General features: G+C 69.1%; 13 protein-coding genes. 7 read left to right on the forward strand and 6 right to left on the reverse strand.

Going from position 1 to position 15447, the window contains the following annotated elements:
- The first annotated feature begins 170 nt into the window (after positions 1-170).
- Positions 171-1139: an FkbM family methyltransferase gene (locus tag ACFFN1_RS05235; protein ID WP_376839272.1), complete on the forward strand. Its 969-nt coding sequence runs from the start codon at positions 171-173 to the stop codon at positions 1137-1139.
- A 417-nt stretch (positions 1140-1556) separates the two neighbouring features.
- Here the strand turns inward: ACFFN1_RS05235 and ACFFN1_RS05240 are convergent, their stop codons facing one another.
- From ACFFN1_RS05240 to ACFFN1_RS05260, 5 genes are all read right to left on the reverse strand, one after another.
- Positions 1557-2096 carry a phospholipase A2 gene (locus ACFFN1_RS05240; protein WP_376839274.1) on the reverse strand — a complete coding sequence of 180 codons (540 nt, stop codon included), beginning with the start codon at positions 2094-2096 and terminating at the stop codon, positions 1557-1559.
- Between the two features lie 213 nt (positions 2097-2309).
- Positions 2310-3236 carry an amidohydrolase gene (locus ACFFN1_RS05245; protein ID WP_376839276.1) on the reverse strand — a complete coding sequence of 309 codons (927 nt, stop codon included), beginning with the start codon at positions 3234-3236 and terminating at the stop codon, positions 2310-2312.
- Positions 3224-3976 carry an amidohydrolase gene (locus ACFFN1_RS05250; RefSeq protein ID WP_376839278.1) on the reverse strand — a complete coding sequence of 251 codons (753 nt, stop codon included), beginning with the start codon at positions 3974-3976 and terminating at the stop codon, positions 3224-3226. The genes ACFFN1_RS05245 and ACFFN1_RS05250 overlap by 13 nt, the downstream gene beginning before the upstream one ends.
- 146 nt (positions 3977-4122) lie before the next feature.
- Positions 4123-5115 (reverse strand): inositol monophosphatase family protein, encoded by a 993-nt coding sequence (locus ACFFN1_RS05255; RefSeq protein ID WP_376839281.1) that lies wholly within the window; start codon positions 5113-5115, stop codon positions 4123-4125.
- A gap of 35 nt (positions 5116-5150) precedes the next feature.
- On the reverse strand, positions 5151-5387 hold the full coding sequence (locus ACFFN1_RS05260; RefSeq protein ID WP_376839283.1) for a hypothetical protein: 237 nt from the start codon (positions 5385-5387) through the stop codon (positions 5151-5153).
- A 346-nt stretch (positions 5388-5733) separates the two neighbouring features.
- On the opposite strand from ACFFN1_RS05260, the gene ACFFN1_RS05265 reads away from it, so the two are divergent.
- Positions 5734-8721, forward strand: coding sequence for an FAD-binding and (Fe-S)-binding domain-containing protein (locus ACFFN1_RS05265; RefSeq protein WP_376839284.1), 2988 nt, complete (start codon positions 5734-5736; stop codon positions 8719-8721).
- 15 nt (positions 8722-8736) lie between these two features.
- On the opposite strand, the gene ACFFN1_RS05270 is transcribed toward ACFFN1_RS05265, so the two are convergent.
- Positions 8737-9126: a universal stress protein gene (locus tag ACFFN1_RS05270; protein WP_376839286.1), complete on the reverse strand. Its 390-nt coding sequence runs from the start codon at positions 9124-9126 to the stop codon at positions 8737-8739.
- 188 nt (positions 9127-9314) lie between these two features.
- Here ACFFN1_RS05270 and ACFFN1_RS05275 point away from each other — a divergent pair, with 188 nt between their 5' ends.
- The 5 genes from ACFFN1_RS05275 to ACFFN1_RS05295 all read left to right on the forward strand — a co-directional run bounded on the left by ACFFN1_RS05275 (position 9315) and on the right by ACFFN1_RS05295 (position 15406).
- Positions 9315-10148: a carbon-nitrogen hydrolase family protein gene (locus ACFFN1_RS05275; RefSeq protein ID WP_376839288.1), complete on the forward strand. Its 834-nt coding sequence runs from the start codon at positions 9315-9317 to the stop codon at positions 10146-10148.
- 251 nt (positions 10149-10399) lie between these two features.
- Positions 10400-11290 (forward strand): ABC transporter ATP-binding protein, encoded by an 891-nt coding sequence (locus tag ACFFN1_RS05280; RefSeq protein ID WP_376839291.1) that lies wholly within the window; start codon positions 10400-10402, stop codon positions 11288-11290.
- A complete protein-coding gene (locus tag ACFFN1_RS05285) occupies positions 11287-12264 on the forward strand; it encodes an ABC transporter substrate-binding protein (protein ID WP_376839294.1) in 978 nt (325 codons plus the stop codon). Before ACFFN1_RS05280 ends, ACFFN1_RS05285 begins: the two co-directional genes overlap by 4 nt.
- Positions 12261-14444 carry an iron ABC transporter permease gene (locus ACFFN1_RS05290; protein WP_376839295.1) on the forward strand — a complete coding sequence of 728 codons (2184 nt, stop codon included), beginning with the start codon at positions 12261-12263 and terminating at the stop codon, positions 14442-14444. The genes ACFFN1_RS05285 and ACFFN1_RS05290 overlap by 4 nt, the downstream gene beginning before the upstream one ends.
- Positions 14441-15406 carry a siderophore-interacting protein gene (locus ACFFN1_RS05295; RefSeq protein ID WP_376839298.1) on the forward strand — a complete coding sequence of 322 codons (966 nt, stop codon included), beginning with the start codon at positions 14441-14443 and terminating at the stop codon, positions 15404-15406. Before ACFFN1_RS05290 ends, ACFFN1_RS05295 begins: the two co-directional genes overlap by 4 nt.
- Positions 15407-15447: the final 41 nt, after the last annotated feature.

Consider the following 15447-nt stretch of genomic DNA (forward strand, 5'->3'; position numbering starts at 1 on the left):
GGCCACGACAACGACAGCCTCCCCGCACCCACGGTGCGCCGGGAGGCTGTCGCCGTCTCCGCCTCGGGCGCGGTGGCGCACCTGTCTCCGGGGCCGGGGCGCACCTGTCACCGGGACCGGGGAGTCGATAGACTGGCGGGACCAGGATCCAGCACCAGGAGCTGACACCCATGGGTGACTACCGGCGCACCTACCTCGGCCGACGCCAGCAGTGGTTCGGTCTCAAGCCTGCGGCCAAGCGCGCGCTCGCCAGCCCTCTCATCCACCCGCTGCTGCGACCCGCCACCCGCCTGCCGGGCATCACCGTCGGCCGCCTGCCGGCTCCGGCCCACCTCGCCGAGGTGACCGGGCGCGTCCAGGTGATCGGCTCACCTGCCCCGGACGCTGGCGCAGAGTTCGTGCTGCTGCGCCCGGACCGCTGCGAGATCGCCAAGGAGATGTACTGGGGCAAGGGCCGCCGCCCCTCGGCTTCCGATGCCTTCGCCGTCGACCTGATGGCCACCCGCGCCACTGGCGCCGACGTGTTCCTCGACATCGGCGCCTACACCGGCATCTTCTCCCTCGCCCTGGCAGCGGCACACCCCGGCCTGCGGATCCACGCCTTCGAGATGGTGCCCGCGGTCGCCGATGCGTGTGCGGCGAACATCGAGCGCAACGATGCCGGTGAGCAGATCACGCTGCACCGGATCGGGGTCGGCGACCCGGATGTCGTGCTCAGCGTGCCATGCGGGGACGGCGGTTCGGCGCTGCCGTCGTTCTATTCGGTCGACATGGAGTTCTCCGCCGGGATCGAGGTGTCCTGCCGCAGCCTCGATGGGTTCAGCGAGCAGTTCGAACCAGACGATCGGGTGCTGCTCAAGGTCGATGTCGAGGGTGCGGAGAACACCGTGTTCGGCTTCGGCCAGCAGCTGCTGGCCGCCCACCGGCCGGAGATCCTGTGCGAGGTGCTGCCCGCCCGCGCGCAGCCGCGCGAGCTCGAAGCGCTGCTGGCCCCGCACGGCTATCAGTTCTATCTCGTCCGCGCTGGGATGCTGGAGCACCGGCAGCGGATCGTGCCGGATCCCGACTACCGCGACTGGTTCTTCTCCCCCGCCGCCCGGCAGGAGCTCGCCTCCGCCGGCGTGCCGGTGCGGGACTGACCCGGCTCAGCGGGCGAAGGCGACCTCGCCGGCGACGGGGCTGAGGTCGACCTGCAGATCGCGCACCGCGACCTGAGAGCCTTCCTCGTTGTCAACGATGCCCCAAGACATCTGTCAACTATGTCCCGATAGAGGACAGTGCCTAATTCCGGTGAGCTGAACCCTCAGGCTCAACAGCTGGCGTTTCCCGGTGGCCGCTGTCCCGGTCCCGGAACCACAACACAAGTGTCCAAATGCAGGCAGCGAGCACCACGGGCACAGAAACGACCCAGGACATGAAGGCGATAACTGCCTTAGCTACCCAGCCCTCCTCACCGGACTGCGACCAGATCGTCACTCCGATGCTCGTGAGCAAGAGAACTCCAGCTGCTGCAAGAACGATGGAAAAGGCGATTCGCGCCCCCCTACTTTTCGGCATCACGCGTTGCTTCCTTTCCCTTTGTAATAGTTCTTTCCAAACGCCCGAACAGCATAGTAATACGTACTGGCTGCTCGACGGCACGCATTCCCGTCTTTAGAGCGCCCCTTGCAGATCTTGTACATATCTTCCCGGAAACGCCAATCACATGTTTTCCGCGGGGTGCGCGAGTTCTTCGAATAACAGACATCGTGTTTGTTACACGCCGGCCGGAAGACTCGATCCCATTTCTTTGTTAGACGCTCAGTCACCTTTGGAGTCGAACACCCATTCACTTTCGCGGACTCGATTCCAGTAGTTTCAGATTCACGGCGAAGCGCCTCTTCTGTCACGTCGCCCTCATACCCTTGTTCACGAAGCGCCTTCTGCAAAAGAATAAGGGCCTCGGCTTCAGATAGGTCACGCTCATCCACCGTTGCAGACCCCACCTCTACTACTGGGATCTGCGCTTGCGCGGGAACTGCTATTCCGATCCCAGAGAGCATTGCTGCGATCATCGATGCCGAGGCAAGGGCTCCACGGATTCTGCTTACTCTCATGATACTTCTTACTGCGCAGCATTGGTTCGCAAAACGGTAGCACAGAAACAGCGGGTCTCCTACTGTTTCCGCATCTCCCTTCGTGCTATCCTCCAGCCAGACTGAAGCGGAAGCCTCCGACCAGACTCGATGACCGCCGTGGCTGACGCGTGGGGCATCTCCGCCCCCACACCAGGAGCTATTGTCATCGACCTGGCCAGGCGCGGCTCTGCGTCACCGTGCGAAGGCGACCTCGCCAGCGACGATGCTGAGGTCGACGTGCAGATCCCGCACCGCGCAGGCGTGCTCGAACAGCGCCTCCTCGGACTCGCACCTTCCGGTCACGCCGTCGGAGCCGGCGTGCCCGGTGATCGGGTCGGTGTCGACGACGATGAGGTCGGCGTCCATGCCCGGCATGATCCGCCCGGACTGTTTCTCCCGCCCGGCGGCGTAGGCGGCACCGGCGGTATGGGCTTCGATGGCGGCATAGGCGCTGATCCGCCGGTGCGGCTGGAAGGTGGTGGACGGGTCGCCGCTGATGTCGGCCCGGGTCATCGCCGCGTAGATCGCCGCCCACGGGTTGGAGGGCTCGACCGGCCCATCGGAGCCGAAGGCCACCGGCACCCCGGCAGCAGCCATCTCGCCCCAGGCGTAGGCGGCCAGCTGCGGATCGGGTCTGAGCGCCTCCAGCAGATGCAGATCGGAGATGCAGTGCCGCGGCTGCATCGAGGCGACGATGCCGAGCTCAGCGTAGCGGGCGATGTCATCGGGCTGGACGAACTGCACGTGCTCGATGCGGTGGCGCAGGCGCCGCGAGTAGATCCGCTCAGCCTCGCGGGAGATCGAACGGGTGCGGGCGAAGGCGGAGAGCACGTGGTGGTTGGCCTGGTCGCCGATCGCGTGGATGGCCAGCGACAGTCCGGACATGAGCGCATCGGTGATCTGCTCGCACAGCACGTCTTCGCTGGCGATCTCCATCCCGTAGTGATCGCAGGTGCCCGGATACGGGCTCGACATGTACGAGGTCTGGGATCCCAGCGCCCCGTCGGAGAACAGCTTGAGCCCACCGCGGGTGAACCACGCATCTCCGTCGCCGGTGCGCCAGGCGATCCCCTTGGCCCAGTCGAGCTCGTCGAGGCGCAGGTACTTCACCACCCGCATGAGCTGCCCGCCGCCGGCGCCGATCCCCTGTTCGCGCAGGGCCGCCCAGGTGCCCGACGAGACTGCCCGTCGATGTCGTGGATGCCGGTCAGGCCCTCGGACAGCCACTGCTGCTGGGCGGCGCGCATCCGCTGCATGCGCATCTCGATCGGCGGGGCGGGCACGAGGCGTTCGACGATGGTCGCGGCGTCCTCGCGCAGGATGCCGGTCGCCTGCCCGTCGGCGTCGCGGACGATCTCGCCGCCGCGCGGGCTGGGCGTGTGCTCGTCGATCCCGGCTGCGCGCAGAGCCGCGCCGTTACACCACAGCGTGTGGTAGTCGATCGACCACAGCGCCACCGGCCGGTCCGGCAGGGCGGCATCGAGCAGCTCCCGGTCGGGCTGGCCCGGCGTCTGCCACGTGTTGCAGTCCCAGCGTCCACCGGTGACCCACACGCCCGGCGGCAGGGATGCGGCGTGGGCGCGCACCGCCTCGACCGCGTCGGGCAGGCTGCGCACCTGGCGCAGGTCGACCTCGGCGAGTGAGTCGGCGTACATCGTGGCGTGGATGTGGGCGTCGACGAGGCCGGGCAGCACGGTCTGGCCGCGGCAGTCGATGATGTCCGCGCCCGAGGTGGTGGCGCGCAGCTGCGCAGCGTCACCGACCGCGGCGATGCGGCCTGCATCGATGAGGATGCCGGTGGCATGGGGGTGGGCCGGGTCGAACGTGTGCACATTGGCACCGGTGAGGAGTGTGGGCACGGGTCTCCAGATTCCGTCGGTCAGGGCTGGCCGGGCGGGCGGGCCTGCCGGCCGTCACTGCTCACGGTACTCCAGGCCCGCCGCCGGTCGGTGAGGACGCACCGGTTCTCGGGGCTGGGCAGTGTTCTCGGGGCTGGGCAGTGTTTTCAGTGCTGGGCAGCGCGCTGCCGGCGGTGGATGGCCGCGATGCGCTCGAGGTCCTCCAGGCTGCCGGCGGCGATGCACAGATCGCTCCCGTCACCGGTGCCGTGGTGGTGGGAGGGGCGGTACACGTGCAGGCCGGCCTCCTCGGCGATGAGGGCACCGGCGGCATAGTCGTACAGGCCCAGCCGGCGCTCATAGTAGACATCGACCCGGCCCGCGGCGGCCTGGCACAGGTCGATCGCAGCAGAGCCGGCCCGGCGCATGTCATCGAAGTGCTCCATGATCTCAGGCAGCACCGCGAACTGCTGATCGCGCTGAGCGCGCCCGTAGCCGAATCCGGTGGCCACGAGCCGGCCGCGCTGGCCGGGCCTGCGGCCCCGCAGGCGGGTGAGCGGCACCTCGGGGGCGGGCTGCCCACCGGAGTCGCCGCTGATCGCCTGCAGATCGCTGACCTGTCCTGCGAACATCCAGGCACCCCGGCCGCGGCGGGCGAGGAACACCTTCCCGAGCTCCGGGCCGGCGACGAGCCCGGCGAGCCACGTGTCCGGATCAGCAGCATCGGGGTCACCTGGGTCTGGGGTCCGGACCCCGATGGAGAAGGAGTAGTCCTCGATGCCGCGCACGAAGTTCACAGTCCCGTCGATCGGGTCGACATGCCAGTCCAAAGACTGCGGCCCGGCAGCCGCACCGTCCGCCGGTGGGACGCACAGGCCGGCGGCGATCTGCTCACCGCCTGCCACCCCGGTCACGGGCAGGGCTGCGGCATCCTCCTCCCCGATCATCGCGTCACCGGGACGCCGGGTGGCCAGGTACCAGCGCACGAGCGCCTCGATCTCAGCGTCGGCGGCGGTGACGAGGTTGTTGCGCTCGCCCTTGGCCTCGACGTCGGCGGCGCTGAGCTGCCGGCGCCAGTGCCGCATCCGGGCGGTGGCGATGTGGGCGGCGTCGCGGCAGAGGGCGAGCAGGGGGTCGGCGAGGATATCGGCGGAGTCCACGCCTCCACCGTACTGCCTCACAGCACCGCACTGCCTCACAGCAGGGTCGGACCGTTGAGGTTGTCCTTGTCGTCTTCCACTTTGGGGCTGGCGACGGCTGCGATGTCACCGGCGGAGGAGAGGCTGGAGGGGTGTTCGGCCTGGCGGGACGAGTGCCGGCGGATGATCTCCTGGACTGCCTGGGAGGAGGTGCCGGCCGCCGCGGCGATCGCCGCGTAGGTGACGCCCTCTTCCCGGGCTCTGAGGATCGCCGATACGTAGTTGGAATTCACGCGTTGGCGCTGTTTCGCAATCCGGCGTACCGCCTGAACGACGGCTTTCTGTTCGGCCGTCAGTGCCCGAGGTCGGCGTGACATGGTTCTATTCTACCCACTTCAGTGCTGCATCAGTGACCGCCAGCTGCCCGTCGGGGCGCAGAGACCGGCCTGCGGGAGGGGACCCGCGCGCGTGTTGCTGTGTGTTCGCCCGGCCCGACTGCGGCCCGAGAGAACATCGAAATATTGTTGAACAGGGAGTATAGTCACACTGGGGGTTCGGTGCCACCCGGATTCGACGGGTGAGACACATGCATGATATAGATTTCAATCCACTCCCGCTGCCGCCTGGCACAATGAGGCCATGGACGCCGACGCACCTGCCGCTGCACTCCCCCGCGAGACCTCTGATTCCGAGCCGTCTGCCGCGCGCGTGAGCGAGGTCCGCGCCGCCCTGCGCGAGGCGGGCATCGCCGATGTGCGCACCGCGGCCGTCGAGCGGGCCGCGTACTCCTCTGACGGTTCGCTCTTCCGTGTGGTTCCGGCTGCTGTCGTCTTCCCGCGCACCGCCGCCGAGGTGGGTGATGCGCTGAGTGTCGCACGACGCCTCGGGGTGCCGGTCACCTCGCGTGGGGCCGGGACGACGCTGGCGGGCAATGCGATCGGGCCGGGCATCGTGCTGGACTTCTCTGTGCACATGAACCGGATCCTCGACATCGATGCCGGGCAGCGTGCGGCCTGGGTGGAGCCAGGGGTGGTGCATGCCCAGCTGCAGGCGGCGGTCAAGCCTTACGGGCTGCGGTTCGGCCCAGATCCCTCGACGCATTCGCGGTGCACGATCGGTGGGATGATCGGCAACAACGCCTGCGGGCCGCGAGCGATGGGCTATGGGCGCACCGTCGACAACATCCTTGCGCTGCGTGTCATGCTCATCGATGGTTCGGTCGTCACGCTCACCGGTGACGACGGCGATGTCTTCCCGCGGCTGCAGGAGCTGGTGAACAACCACCTCGGGCTCATCCGCACGCAGCTGGGGACCTTCTCCCGGCAGGTCTCCGGGTACGGGCTTGAGCACCTGCTGCCGGAGAACGGCTGTGATGCCCGGCGTGCTTTCGCCGGCTCCGAGGGCACCTGGGGTGTGGTGCTGGCGGCGAAGATGCGGCTGGTGGCCGATCCGGCGCATGTCACTGCGGTGGTGCTCGGCTATGCGGATATGCCCACCGCCGCTGATGATGTGCCGGTGCTCTCGCAGTTCCCGGTCACCGCCTGTGAGGGGATGGACCGGCGGATGGTCGACCGGCTCATCGAGGAGAAGGGCCCGGGAGCCGTCCCGCCGATGCCCGCCGGCGGGGGCTGGATGCTCGTCGAGCTCGCCGGTGACGATCCCGCAGCACTGGAGCGGCAGGCCGCTGAGCTCATCGAGGCCTCCCATGCCGATGATGCGATGGTGCTGCCCGGGGAGGAGTCCGGTCCGATCTGGAAGATCCGCGCTGATGGCGCGGGCCTGGTCTCGCGCACCCCGGATGGGCGGGACTGCCATGCCGGGTGGGAGGACTCCGCGGTCCCGCCGGAGAAGCTGGGTGACTATCTGCGCGATCTCATGAGCCTGCTGGAGGAGCACGGCCTGTGGGCGCTGCCCTACGGGCACTTCGGTGATGGCTGCCTGCACATGCGCGTGGACTTCCCGCTGGATGCCGATGGTGGGCGGCAGGTGATGCGCGACTTCATGTTCGCTGCTGCCGAGCTCGTGGCCGCCTACGGCGGTTCGGTCTCCGGTGAGCACGGTGACGGCCGTGCCCGCGGAGAGCTCCTGGCGAGCATGTACTCGCCTGAGGCGATGCGCCTGTTCGCCGCCGTCAAGCACCTCTTCGACCCGCGCGGGCTGCTGAATCCCGGGATCATCGTCGACCCCGATCCACTCGATGAGCGCATCCGCCTGGCATCGATCAGGCCCGGGGACATGCCACCGGCCCGCCGGCAGCTCGGCTTCTCCTTCGCCTCGGACTCCGGCGACTTCGCCACTGCCGTCCACCGCTGCACCGGGGTGGGCAAATGCCGGGCCGATGCCGCCGCCTCGGGAGCGGTGATGTGCCCGTCGTATCAGGCGACGAAGGACGAGAAGCACTCGACTCGCGGACGGGCCCGCGTGCTGCAGGAGATGGTCGACGGCCGGCTCGTCGACGGCGGCTGGCGGTCACCAGAGGTCCATGAGGCCCTCGATCTGTGCCTGTCATGCAAGGCCTGCGGATCCGAGTGCCCCACCGGCACCGATATGGCGACCTACAAGGCCGAGGTGCTAAACCAGAGCTACCGCGGCCGCGTGCGTCCGCTGGACCACTATGTGCTCGGCTGGCTGCCCGACCTGGCCAAGCTCGCCTCACCCATCGCCGCTCTGGCCAATCTCCCCCAGCGCCTGCCGCCGCTGGGAAAGCTGGCGAAGAAGACCGCCAATATCGACACCCGCCGGAACATCCCGACGTTCACGCACCTGCCCTTCACCCGCTGGTTCGCACAGCGCACCGGCCACAACCGCACCCTGCCGGCCCGCGAGCACGGCGGCCGGCATGCCGGTCTGCCGGAGCGCGTCGTGCTCTTCGCCGACACCTGGTCGAACTTCTTCGCTCCCCGCATCCTGGCCGCCACCGTCGAGGTGCTGCGCCGCACCGGCGTCGACGTCCACGTCACCCCCACCACCGAATGCTGCGGGCTCACGTGGATCTCCACCGGCCAGCTCGACACCGCCCGCACCCGGCTGCACTCGACCATCGCGGCCCTCGACGCCACCGCTGCCGAGGTGAGCACCGCCTCGGGAACGGATGCACCGCCCGAGGTGCCGATCATCGTCGTCGAACCCTCATGCGCGGCCACGCTGCGGGATGATGCCGAACGCCTGCTCGGCACCGAGGCCGCCGGCCGCGTCGCCGGCCGGGTGCAGACGCTGGCGGAGTTCCTCCTCGGCGCTGGTGCGGAGCTGCCCGATCTCAGCGGCACCACCGCCATCGTCCAGCCGCACTGCCACCACAATGCCGTCATGGGATTCGCCGCCGACCGCGAACTCATGACGCGCGCCGGGATGACGATCGAGGTGCTCGGCGGCTGCTGCGGGCTCGCCGGCAACTTCGGCGTCACCGACGGCCACTACGAGGTGTCACAAGCCGTCGGCGAAGTCGCGCTGCTGCCGGCGCTGCGCACCGCTGATCCGCAGACGATCGTCCTGGCAGACGGCTACTCATGCCGCACACAGATCAGCGACCTCACCGAGCACGCGGGCGTGCATCTTGCCGAGCTGCTCGCCACGCACCTGTCGCCGAACTGGCACGCAGAGGCGATGCAGGCCCCGCCCCGGCGCTGAAGCTCTGCGGGAGCCTCAGGCCTTGACGGTGAGGACCGGGACCTCGGCTTCGAGCAGGATGCGCTGCGCCTGTGAGCCGAGGATGAACTTGCCGATCGCGCTGCGCTTGCGCAGGCCGATGACGATGAGGTCGGCGTTCTCCTTCTCTGCCCATTCGTTGAGCGTCTGCACGAGATCGTCCTCGTGCGCCGGCTGCTCGACCCGGGCGCTGACACCGCAGTCGGCGGCCTGGGCGAGGATGCGCTCGGTGTCCTTCTGGTGGATGGCGGTGACACTGTCGGCGGTGCCACGGCGCGGGGAGTTGATCACGATGACGTCAGTGTTGCGCAGCTTCGCCTCAGCGAATGCGGTCTCGAGTGCGGCTTCGCCTTCCGGCGCGGGCAGGTAACCGATGAGGATCGTCATAGCCTCAGTATATGGGGCAGGATCCACAGGTTCGGGGCGGGTCCACCGCCTCGCAGGGGCGGTCCGGCGGGGCAGCGCACTGGAGCTGCCTGCGCACTGGATTCCCCTGTTCCTTCACCCTAATCTGGCAGTGACGCCTGCCCGGCCGGCGCGGCAGCCATGCCGCACCGCCTCTGAGAAGGAGCCATATGAAGGTCGCCATCGCCCAGATCAATACGACCCCTGATAAGAACGCCAATCTGGAGCTCATCGGCTCCCAGCTGCAGCAGGCCGCTGACCAGGGTGTTCGCCTCGTCGTCTTCCCGGAGGCGACGATGGTTCCCTTCGGCGCGAAGCTCGCGGACAATGCCGAGGAGCTCGACGGGCCCTTCGCCCAGCGGCTGCGGGAGCTCACCGCAAAAGCCGGGCTCGTCACCGCGGTCGGGATGTTCCGCCCCGGTGCTGATGGCCGGGTCATCAATACCCTGTTCCTCACCGGCGTCGACTCCGCCGGCGAGCGCGTTGAGGCGCACTACGACAAGATCCACCTCTTCGACGCCTTCGGCCACCGGGAATCCGATGACGTCACCCCCGGTGAGGGGCTGGCGACGGTCGCCATCGACGGCGTCACGGTGGGTCTGACGATCTGCTATGACATCCGCTTCCCCGCCCTGTACACGGCGCTGGCGCGCTCCGGGGCCGAGGTGATCATCGTTTCGGCGTCCTGGGGTGCCGGTGAGGGCAAGATCGAACAGTGGGAGCTGCTCGGCCGGGCCCGCGCGCTCGATTCGACGAGCTTTGTGCTCGCCTGCGACCAGGCCGACCCGCAGGTCACCGGCGTCGAGGTGCACCCGAAGGCGCCGGCCGGCGTGGGCCACTCCTACATCAGCGCTCCGAACGGCAGCATCGTCGCCCAGGCTGGCAAGGACACCGAGCTGCTCGTCGCCGAGCTCGACATCGACGCGGTGGCCGCCACCCGCACACGGATCCCCGTGCTGGAGAACTCGCGCCTGGAGGCCGAGCACGCAGTCACCCGCGCCTGAGACGGGGCTGACCCCGGGCTGACACAGCCGGGGCAGGCCCGGCCCGACATAGCCGGGGCAGGCCCGGCCGGAAACGGCATCTGCAGTGATCTGCAGGTGCCGTTTCCTTTTGCGCCCGCGCCACCTCCCGAGTCACCACGCAAGCCACCACCAGAACCACCACGCGAGCAACCGCCCGAACCTGCCCTCGTGCCGCACCTCACACTTTGGAAGTGTTGACATCCTTTTTTAGTAAGACCTAACTTACTCGAGTGATCACGACGCCTTCTCGGCCCGGTCTCCATGGCCGCAATCTGCACCTCGGGTACTCCCGCGGCGATGTCATCACCGATGTGACCGTCGACCTCACACCCGGCAGCATCACAGCCCTTGTCGGCCCCAACGGCTCCGGCAAGTCGACGCTGCTGCGCGGGCTCGCCCGCCTCCAGCCGCTCAGCGCCGGCACAGTCGAGTTCTCCGACGGCACCGATGTCGCCGAACTTCCCTCCAGGGCATTGGCGCGCCGGCTCACCATGCTCGCACAGTCGCGCCCCGTCCCGCAGGGGATGCCGGTGCGCTCCGCCGTCGCCCTCGGCCGCCACCCGCACCAAGGCCGGTTCCGCACCGGCGACCGAGACGGGCAGGCGGTGGTCGAGCGTGCCATGGAGCTCACCGGCGTCGCGGCAGTAGCTGATACCGCCGTGCACGAACTTTCCGGCGGGCAGCTGCAGCGCGTCTGGCTCGCCTCGTGCCTGGCCCAGGACACCGAGGTGCTGCTGCTCGATGAGCCGACCAACCACCTCGACCTCAAACATCAGGTGGAGCTGCTGGAGCTTCTCGACAGCCTCGCCCATGACCACGGCGTCAGCATCGGCGTCGTCCTGCACGATCTCAACCACGCCGCAGCCGTCGCCGACCACATCGTGCTGCTCTCCGGCGGGCGCGCTGTCGCCGCAGGAGCCCCGGCCGAGGTGCTCGACGGGCCGCTGCTCAGCCGCGTCTATGACATTGAGATCACCTCTGCACCCGACCACGCATCCGGTCGCATCAGCGTTCAGCCCCGGCCGCTGCGCCGCTCCGACAGCGGAAGCAGCGCCTCGCCATCCCGGCGCTCCCGCCCCAGCACCAGCGCTGGGGCACCGACGACAGAAGGAACACCATGAAGCTGCGCACCCTGGCGCTCACTGCGCTCATCTCCTCCCTGGCCCTCGCCGGCTGCGGCACCACCGACGATCCGAGGTCGGCTGAGACTCACGCGGCAGGCGGCCCGGTGTCGATCACCGATTCGCGCGGCAAGGAGGTCACGCTCGATGCGCCCGCTGAGCGCGTCGTCACCCTCGAATGGTCGGTGACTGAGTACGTCGCCGCCCTCGGCGTCGACCCGATCGGTGTTGCCGATCCGGAAGGCTACGGGCAGTGGGGCGCCAGCATGAAGCTCTCCGGCGATCCGACGGATGTCGGTGTGCGCACCGAGCCGAGTGTCGATGCGATCGCCGGTCTCGAACCGGACCTCATCCTCGCCGATGTCTCCTCCATCCCGGAGGACGCGATGGAGCAGATGGAGCGCATCGCACCGGTGGCCGTCTTCACCTCGGCGACGACCGATGACCTCTTCGAACTGGTGAAGAGCAATCAGCACGATGTCGCCACCCTGCTCGGCAAGGAGGACGAGGCAGCGCAACTCGATGAGGACTTCGAGCAGACGCTCGCCGATGCGAAGGCGAAGGTCGCCGAAGCCGGCCTGGAGGGTGCGCCGATGGTGTTCGTCTACCCGCTCGCGGAGGCGAACTCGCTGACCTTCCGGATGCACGGTCCCGGCTCGGCCCCCTCAGCCGTCGGCTCTGCGATCGGCCTGACCGATGCGTGGTCGAAGCGCGATGACGAGGAGTACGGGATCTCCACGACCGATGTCGAAGGGCTGCGGGAGCTGCCGGATGACACGCAGTTCCTCTACTGGGACGACCCGACCCAGGACAGCCCGATCAGCACGTTGGAGAAGAACTCCGTGTGGACCGGCCTGCCGTTCGTCACGGCCGGCAACGCCGCCGCGGCCGGGGACGGCATCTGGATCTACGGCGGCACAGTCTCACTCGGGGCATTCGCCGAGAACGTCGCCGACACCATCACACAAAAGTGACCAGCACCCGCGAGCGCGCCACGGTGCTGCCGGAAACGACGGCAACACCGGGCCAGCCAAGCGCTCCCGGCCAGCAGGAAACACCAGCACAGCAGGACGCACCCGGCCGACAGCCAACACCAGCGCAGCTGGCGCGGCCGGGCCGGGCGGCGCTGCGGCTGGGCCTGCTCCTCATCCCGGCCGCCGGGCTGCTCGTGCTACTGAGCGTCCTGCATCTGACGCAGGGCACCTCGCAATTGTCCGCCGCCGAGGTGTGGGCCTTCGTCTTCGGCCGTGCCGAGGGCGATGCTGCGGCAGCAGTCGTCCTCGACTCCCGGCTGCCGCGGCTGCTGGCCGGGCTGTCGGTCGGTGCCGCACTCGGCCTGGCCGGCGGGATGCTGCAGTCGATCACCCGCAACTCCCTGGCCTCACCGGATACCCTCGGGGTCAACGCCGGAGCGTTCTTCGCTCTCACTCTGGTGTCGGCCTTCGGCATCAGCCTGCCGTTCATCTCCGGTGCGGCGGTGGCCTTCGCCGGCGGGCTGGCCGCAGCTGCTCTCGTCCTGGCGATCTCGACGGGGCCCGGCAGCTCCCCCATCCGGCTCGTGCTCACCGGTTCAGTCATCGCACTCGGCCTCGGGGCCATCACCTCGATGCTGCTGCTCCTCTTCTCCTGGCAGACCCAGGGGCTCTTCGCCTGGGGTGCCGGCAATCTCAGCCAGACCGGCATCGACGGGGTCACCTCCCTGCTGCCGGTGCTCGCCTGCGGCTTCGCCGCGATGCTGATTTTCGGCCGGCGGCTCGATGTGCTGCAGCTCGGCGATGATGCGGCCGCCAGCCTGGGCGTGCGGGTGCGGCTGTGGCAGACGATCTTCCTCATCATCGCCGTCATCTGCACCGCCGCTGCAGTCACCATCACCGGGCCGATCGGCTTCGTCGGCCTCTGCGCCCCAGCACTCACCCGCCTGCTCACCCCCTTCTTCCCCATGCTCAGCCGGCAGCGCATCCTCATCACCGCCTCCAGCCTGCTCGGCGCGCTGCTCATCATCGGCGCCGATGTGGCTCTGCGCGCAGTCTTCGGCGCCAGCGACAGCGTGTCGATCCCCACCGGCGTCATCACCTCGATCATCGGCGCTGTCTTCCTCGCCGCACTGGCCTGGTCGGCCCGCTCCGGCTTCGATGCCGACTCCCTCGTCACCCTGCGGGCCGGCACCGCCTTCGGGCTGCGGCACCCCTGGCTGCTCATCCTCACCGTCGGCGCACTGCTGGCCGCCGCGATCGGCGGTGCGGTGCTGGTCGGCGACACGATGCTGCTCGGCGGCGATGTCGTCAACTGGCTCACCCAGCAGGCCAGCGTCCGCATCCAGATCGTCCTCGAAGCCCGGGTGCCGCGCGTGGCCGCCGCGGTGCTCGGCGGCATCTGCCTGGCAGTCGCCGGGGCGATCCTGCAGGGAGTGACCCGCAATGCGCTGGCAGATCCCGGCGTGCTCGGCATCTCCGCTGCGGCAGCGCTCGGCGCGGTGACGGTCATCGTCTCCGGCTCCGCGGACTTCTCGATGATCCTGCTCGGCGCCCTGGCCGGCGCAGGGATCTCCGGCTGCATCGTCGTCGGCCTGTCCGGGCGCGCCGGCACCAGCCATGCGGCGATGGTGCTCGCCGGCATCGCCATCTCGGCTGTGGCCACCGCCCTCACGACCCTGCTGCTTGTGCGCACGGACCCGTGGAACCAGGCCAAGGCGCTCACCTGGCTCGGCGGTTCGACCTATGGGGCGACCTTCGCGCAGTGCCTGCCGATGGTCATCGCCCTCGTCGCCGCCGGGATCGTGCTCGCCGCCACCGCCCGGGACCTCGACCTCATGCAGATCGACGACACCACCCCGCGGTTGCTCGGCGTCGACGTCGGCCGCTCGCGCGGCATGCTCGTCGCATGCGCCCTCGTCCTCGTCGCCGCGGCGACGATCTGCGTCGGCACGATCGCCTTCCTCGGGCTCGTCGCCCCACACGCCGCCCGGGCGCTCATCGGCCGCACGCACCGTTTCCTGCTGCCGCTGTCCGGACTGCTCGGCGCCCTGCTGCTCACCGTCGCCGATGCGCTCGGCCGCACCGTCATCGCGCCCGCGCAGATCCCGGCCGGCCTCATCACCGCCGTCATCGGCTGCCCGTACTTCATCTGGACCCTGTGGAGGATGCATCGCACATGACGACCACCGCCCAACCCCAGAACCCCTACACGGCCTTCCCCGCCACCCTCGTCGAGCGCACCGAGCTCAGCCCGCACTTCACCAGGCTGACCTTCGCCGATGCGGCGCTGCGGACATTCGGCGCCACCCGCCTCGACCAGCGGATGAAGATCGTCCTCACCGATGCCGCACAGCGTGCCACCATCATGGCTGCCGCTGACTGGCTGTCGTGGTGGCGTGCGGAGCCGGCGGATAAGCGTCCGCAGATCCGAACCTATACGGTCCGCGCCGTCGACCAGTCCGCCGGCCGGGTCGTCGTCGACTTCGTCACCCACGGCACTGCCAGCCCCGCCAGCCGCTTCGCGATCGAGGCTCCGCTCGGCGCGGAGGTCATCCTCGTCGGGCCCGATGCGCGGGTCGCCGGCCATGACAGCGTCGGCCTGGCCTATCGGCCCGGTGCCGCCGAGCAGGTGCTGCTCATCGGCGATGAGACCGCTGTGCCGGCGATCGCCAATGCCTTCGAGCAGCGTGCTGGGAGCACGGCCCGCCTGCAGGCCTTCATCGAGGTGCCCACCCAGCGCGACATCCTCGACCTCGACCGGCGGTCCGGCGATGCCCTCACGTGGCTGCCGCGCGAGCGGGCCGACGGCACCACCGTCGCGCGTGGGGAGCAGCTGTGTGCGGCCGTCGCTGACTGGGCAGCAGCGCTTCCGGCGGCTGCGCTTCCGGCAGCCGGCGCCGAGGCGGCAGCTGGCGCGGCACGGATGGCAACCGGCGCCTCGGGAGCGGAGGAGGCCGAAGCCGACAGCGACGAGGCGCTGCTGTGGGAGGAGTCCGTGGCGTCCGGGGCGCTGTATGCCTGGGTGGCAGCCGATGCGCCGACGGTGAAGCAGGTGCGGCGGATCCTGCTGCGCGAGCACGGCTTCGACAAACGGCAGTGCTCGTTCATGGGCTATTGGAAGCCCGGGGTCTCCGGGAACTGAACCCAGCCGCCGCCTCGGAAGGGGCGAGCACCGCCTCGGAA

It is taken from the genome of Brevibacterium otitidis (assembly GCF_042429315.1).
Lineage (GTDB): Bacteria > Actinomycetota > Actinomycetes > Actinomycetales > Brevibacteriaceae > Brevibacterium > Brevibacterium otitidis.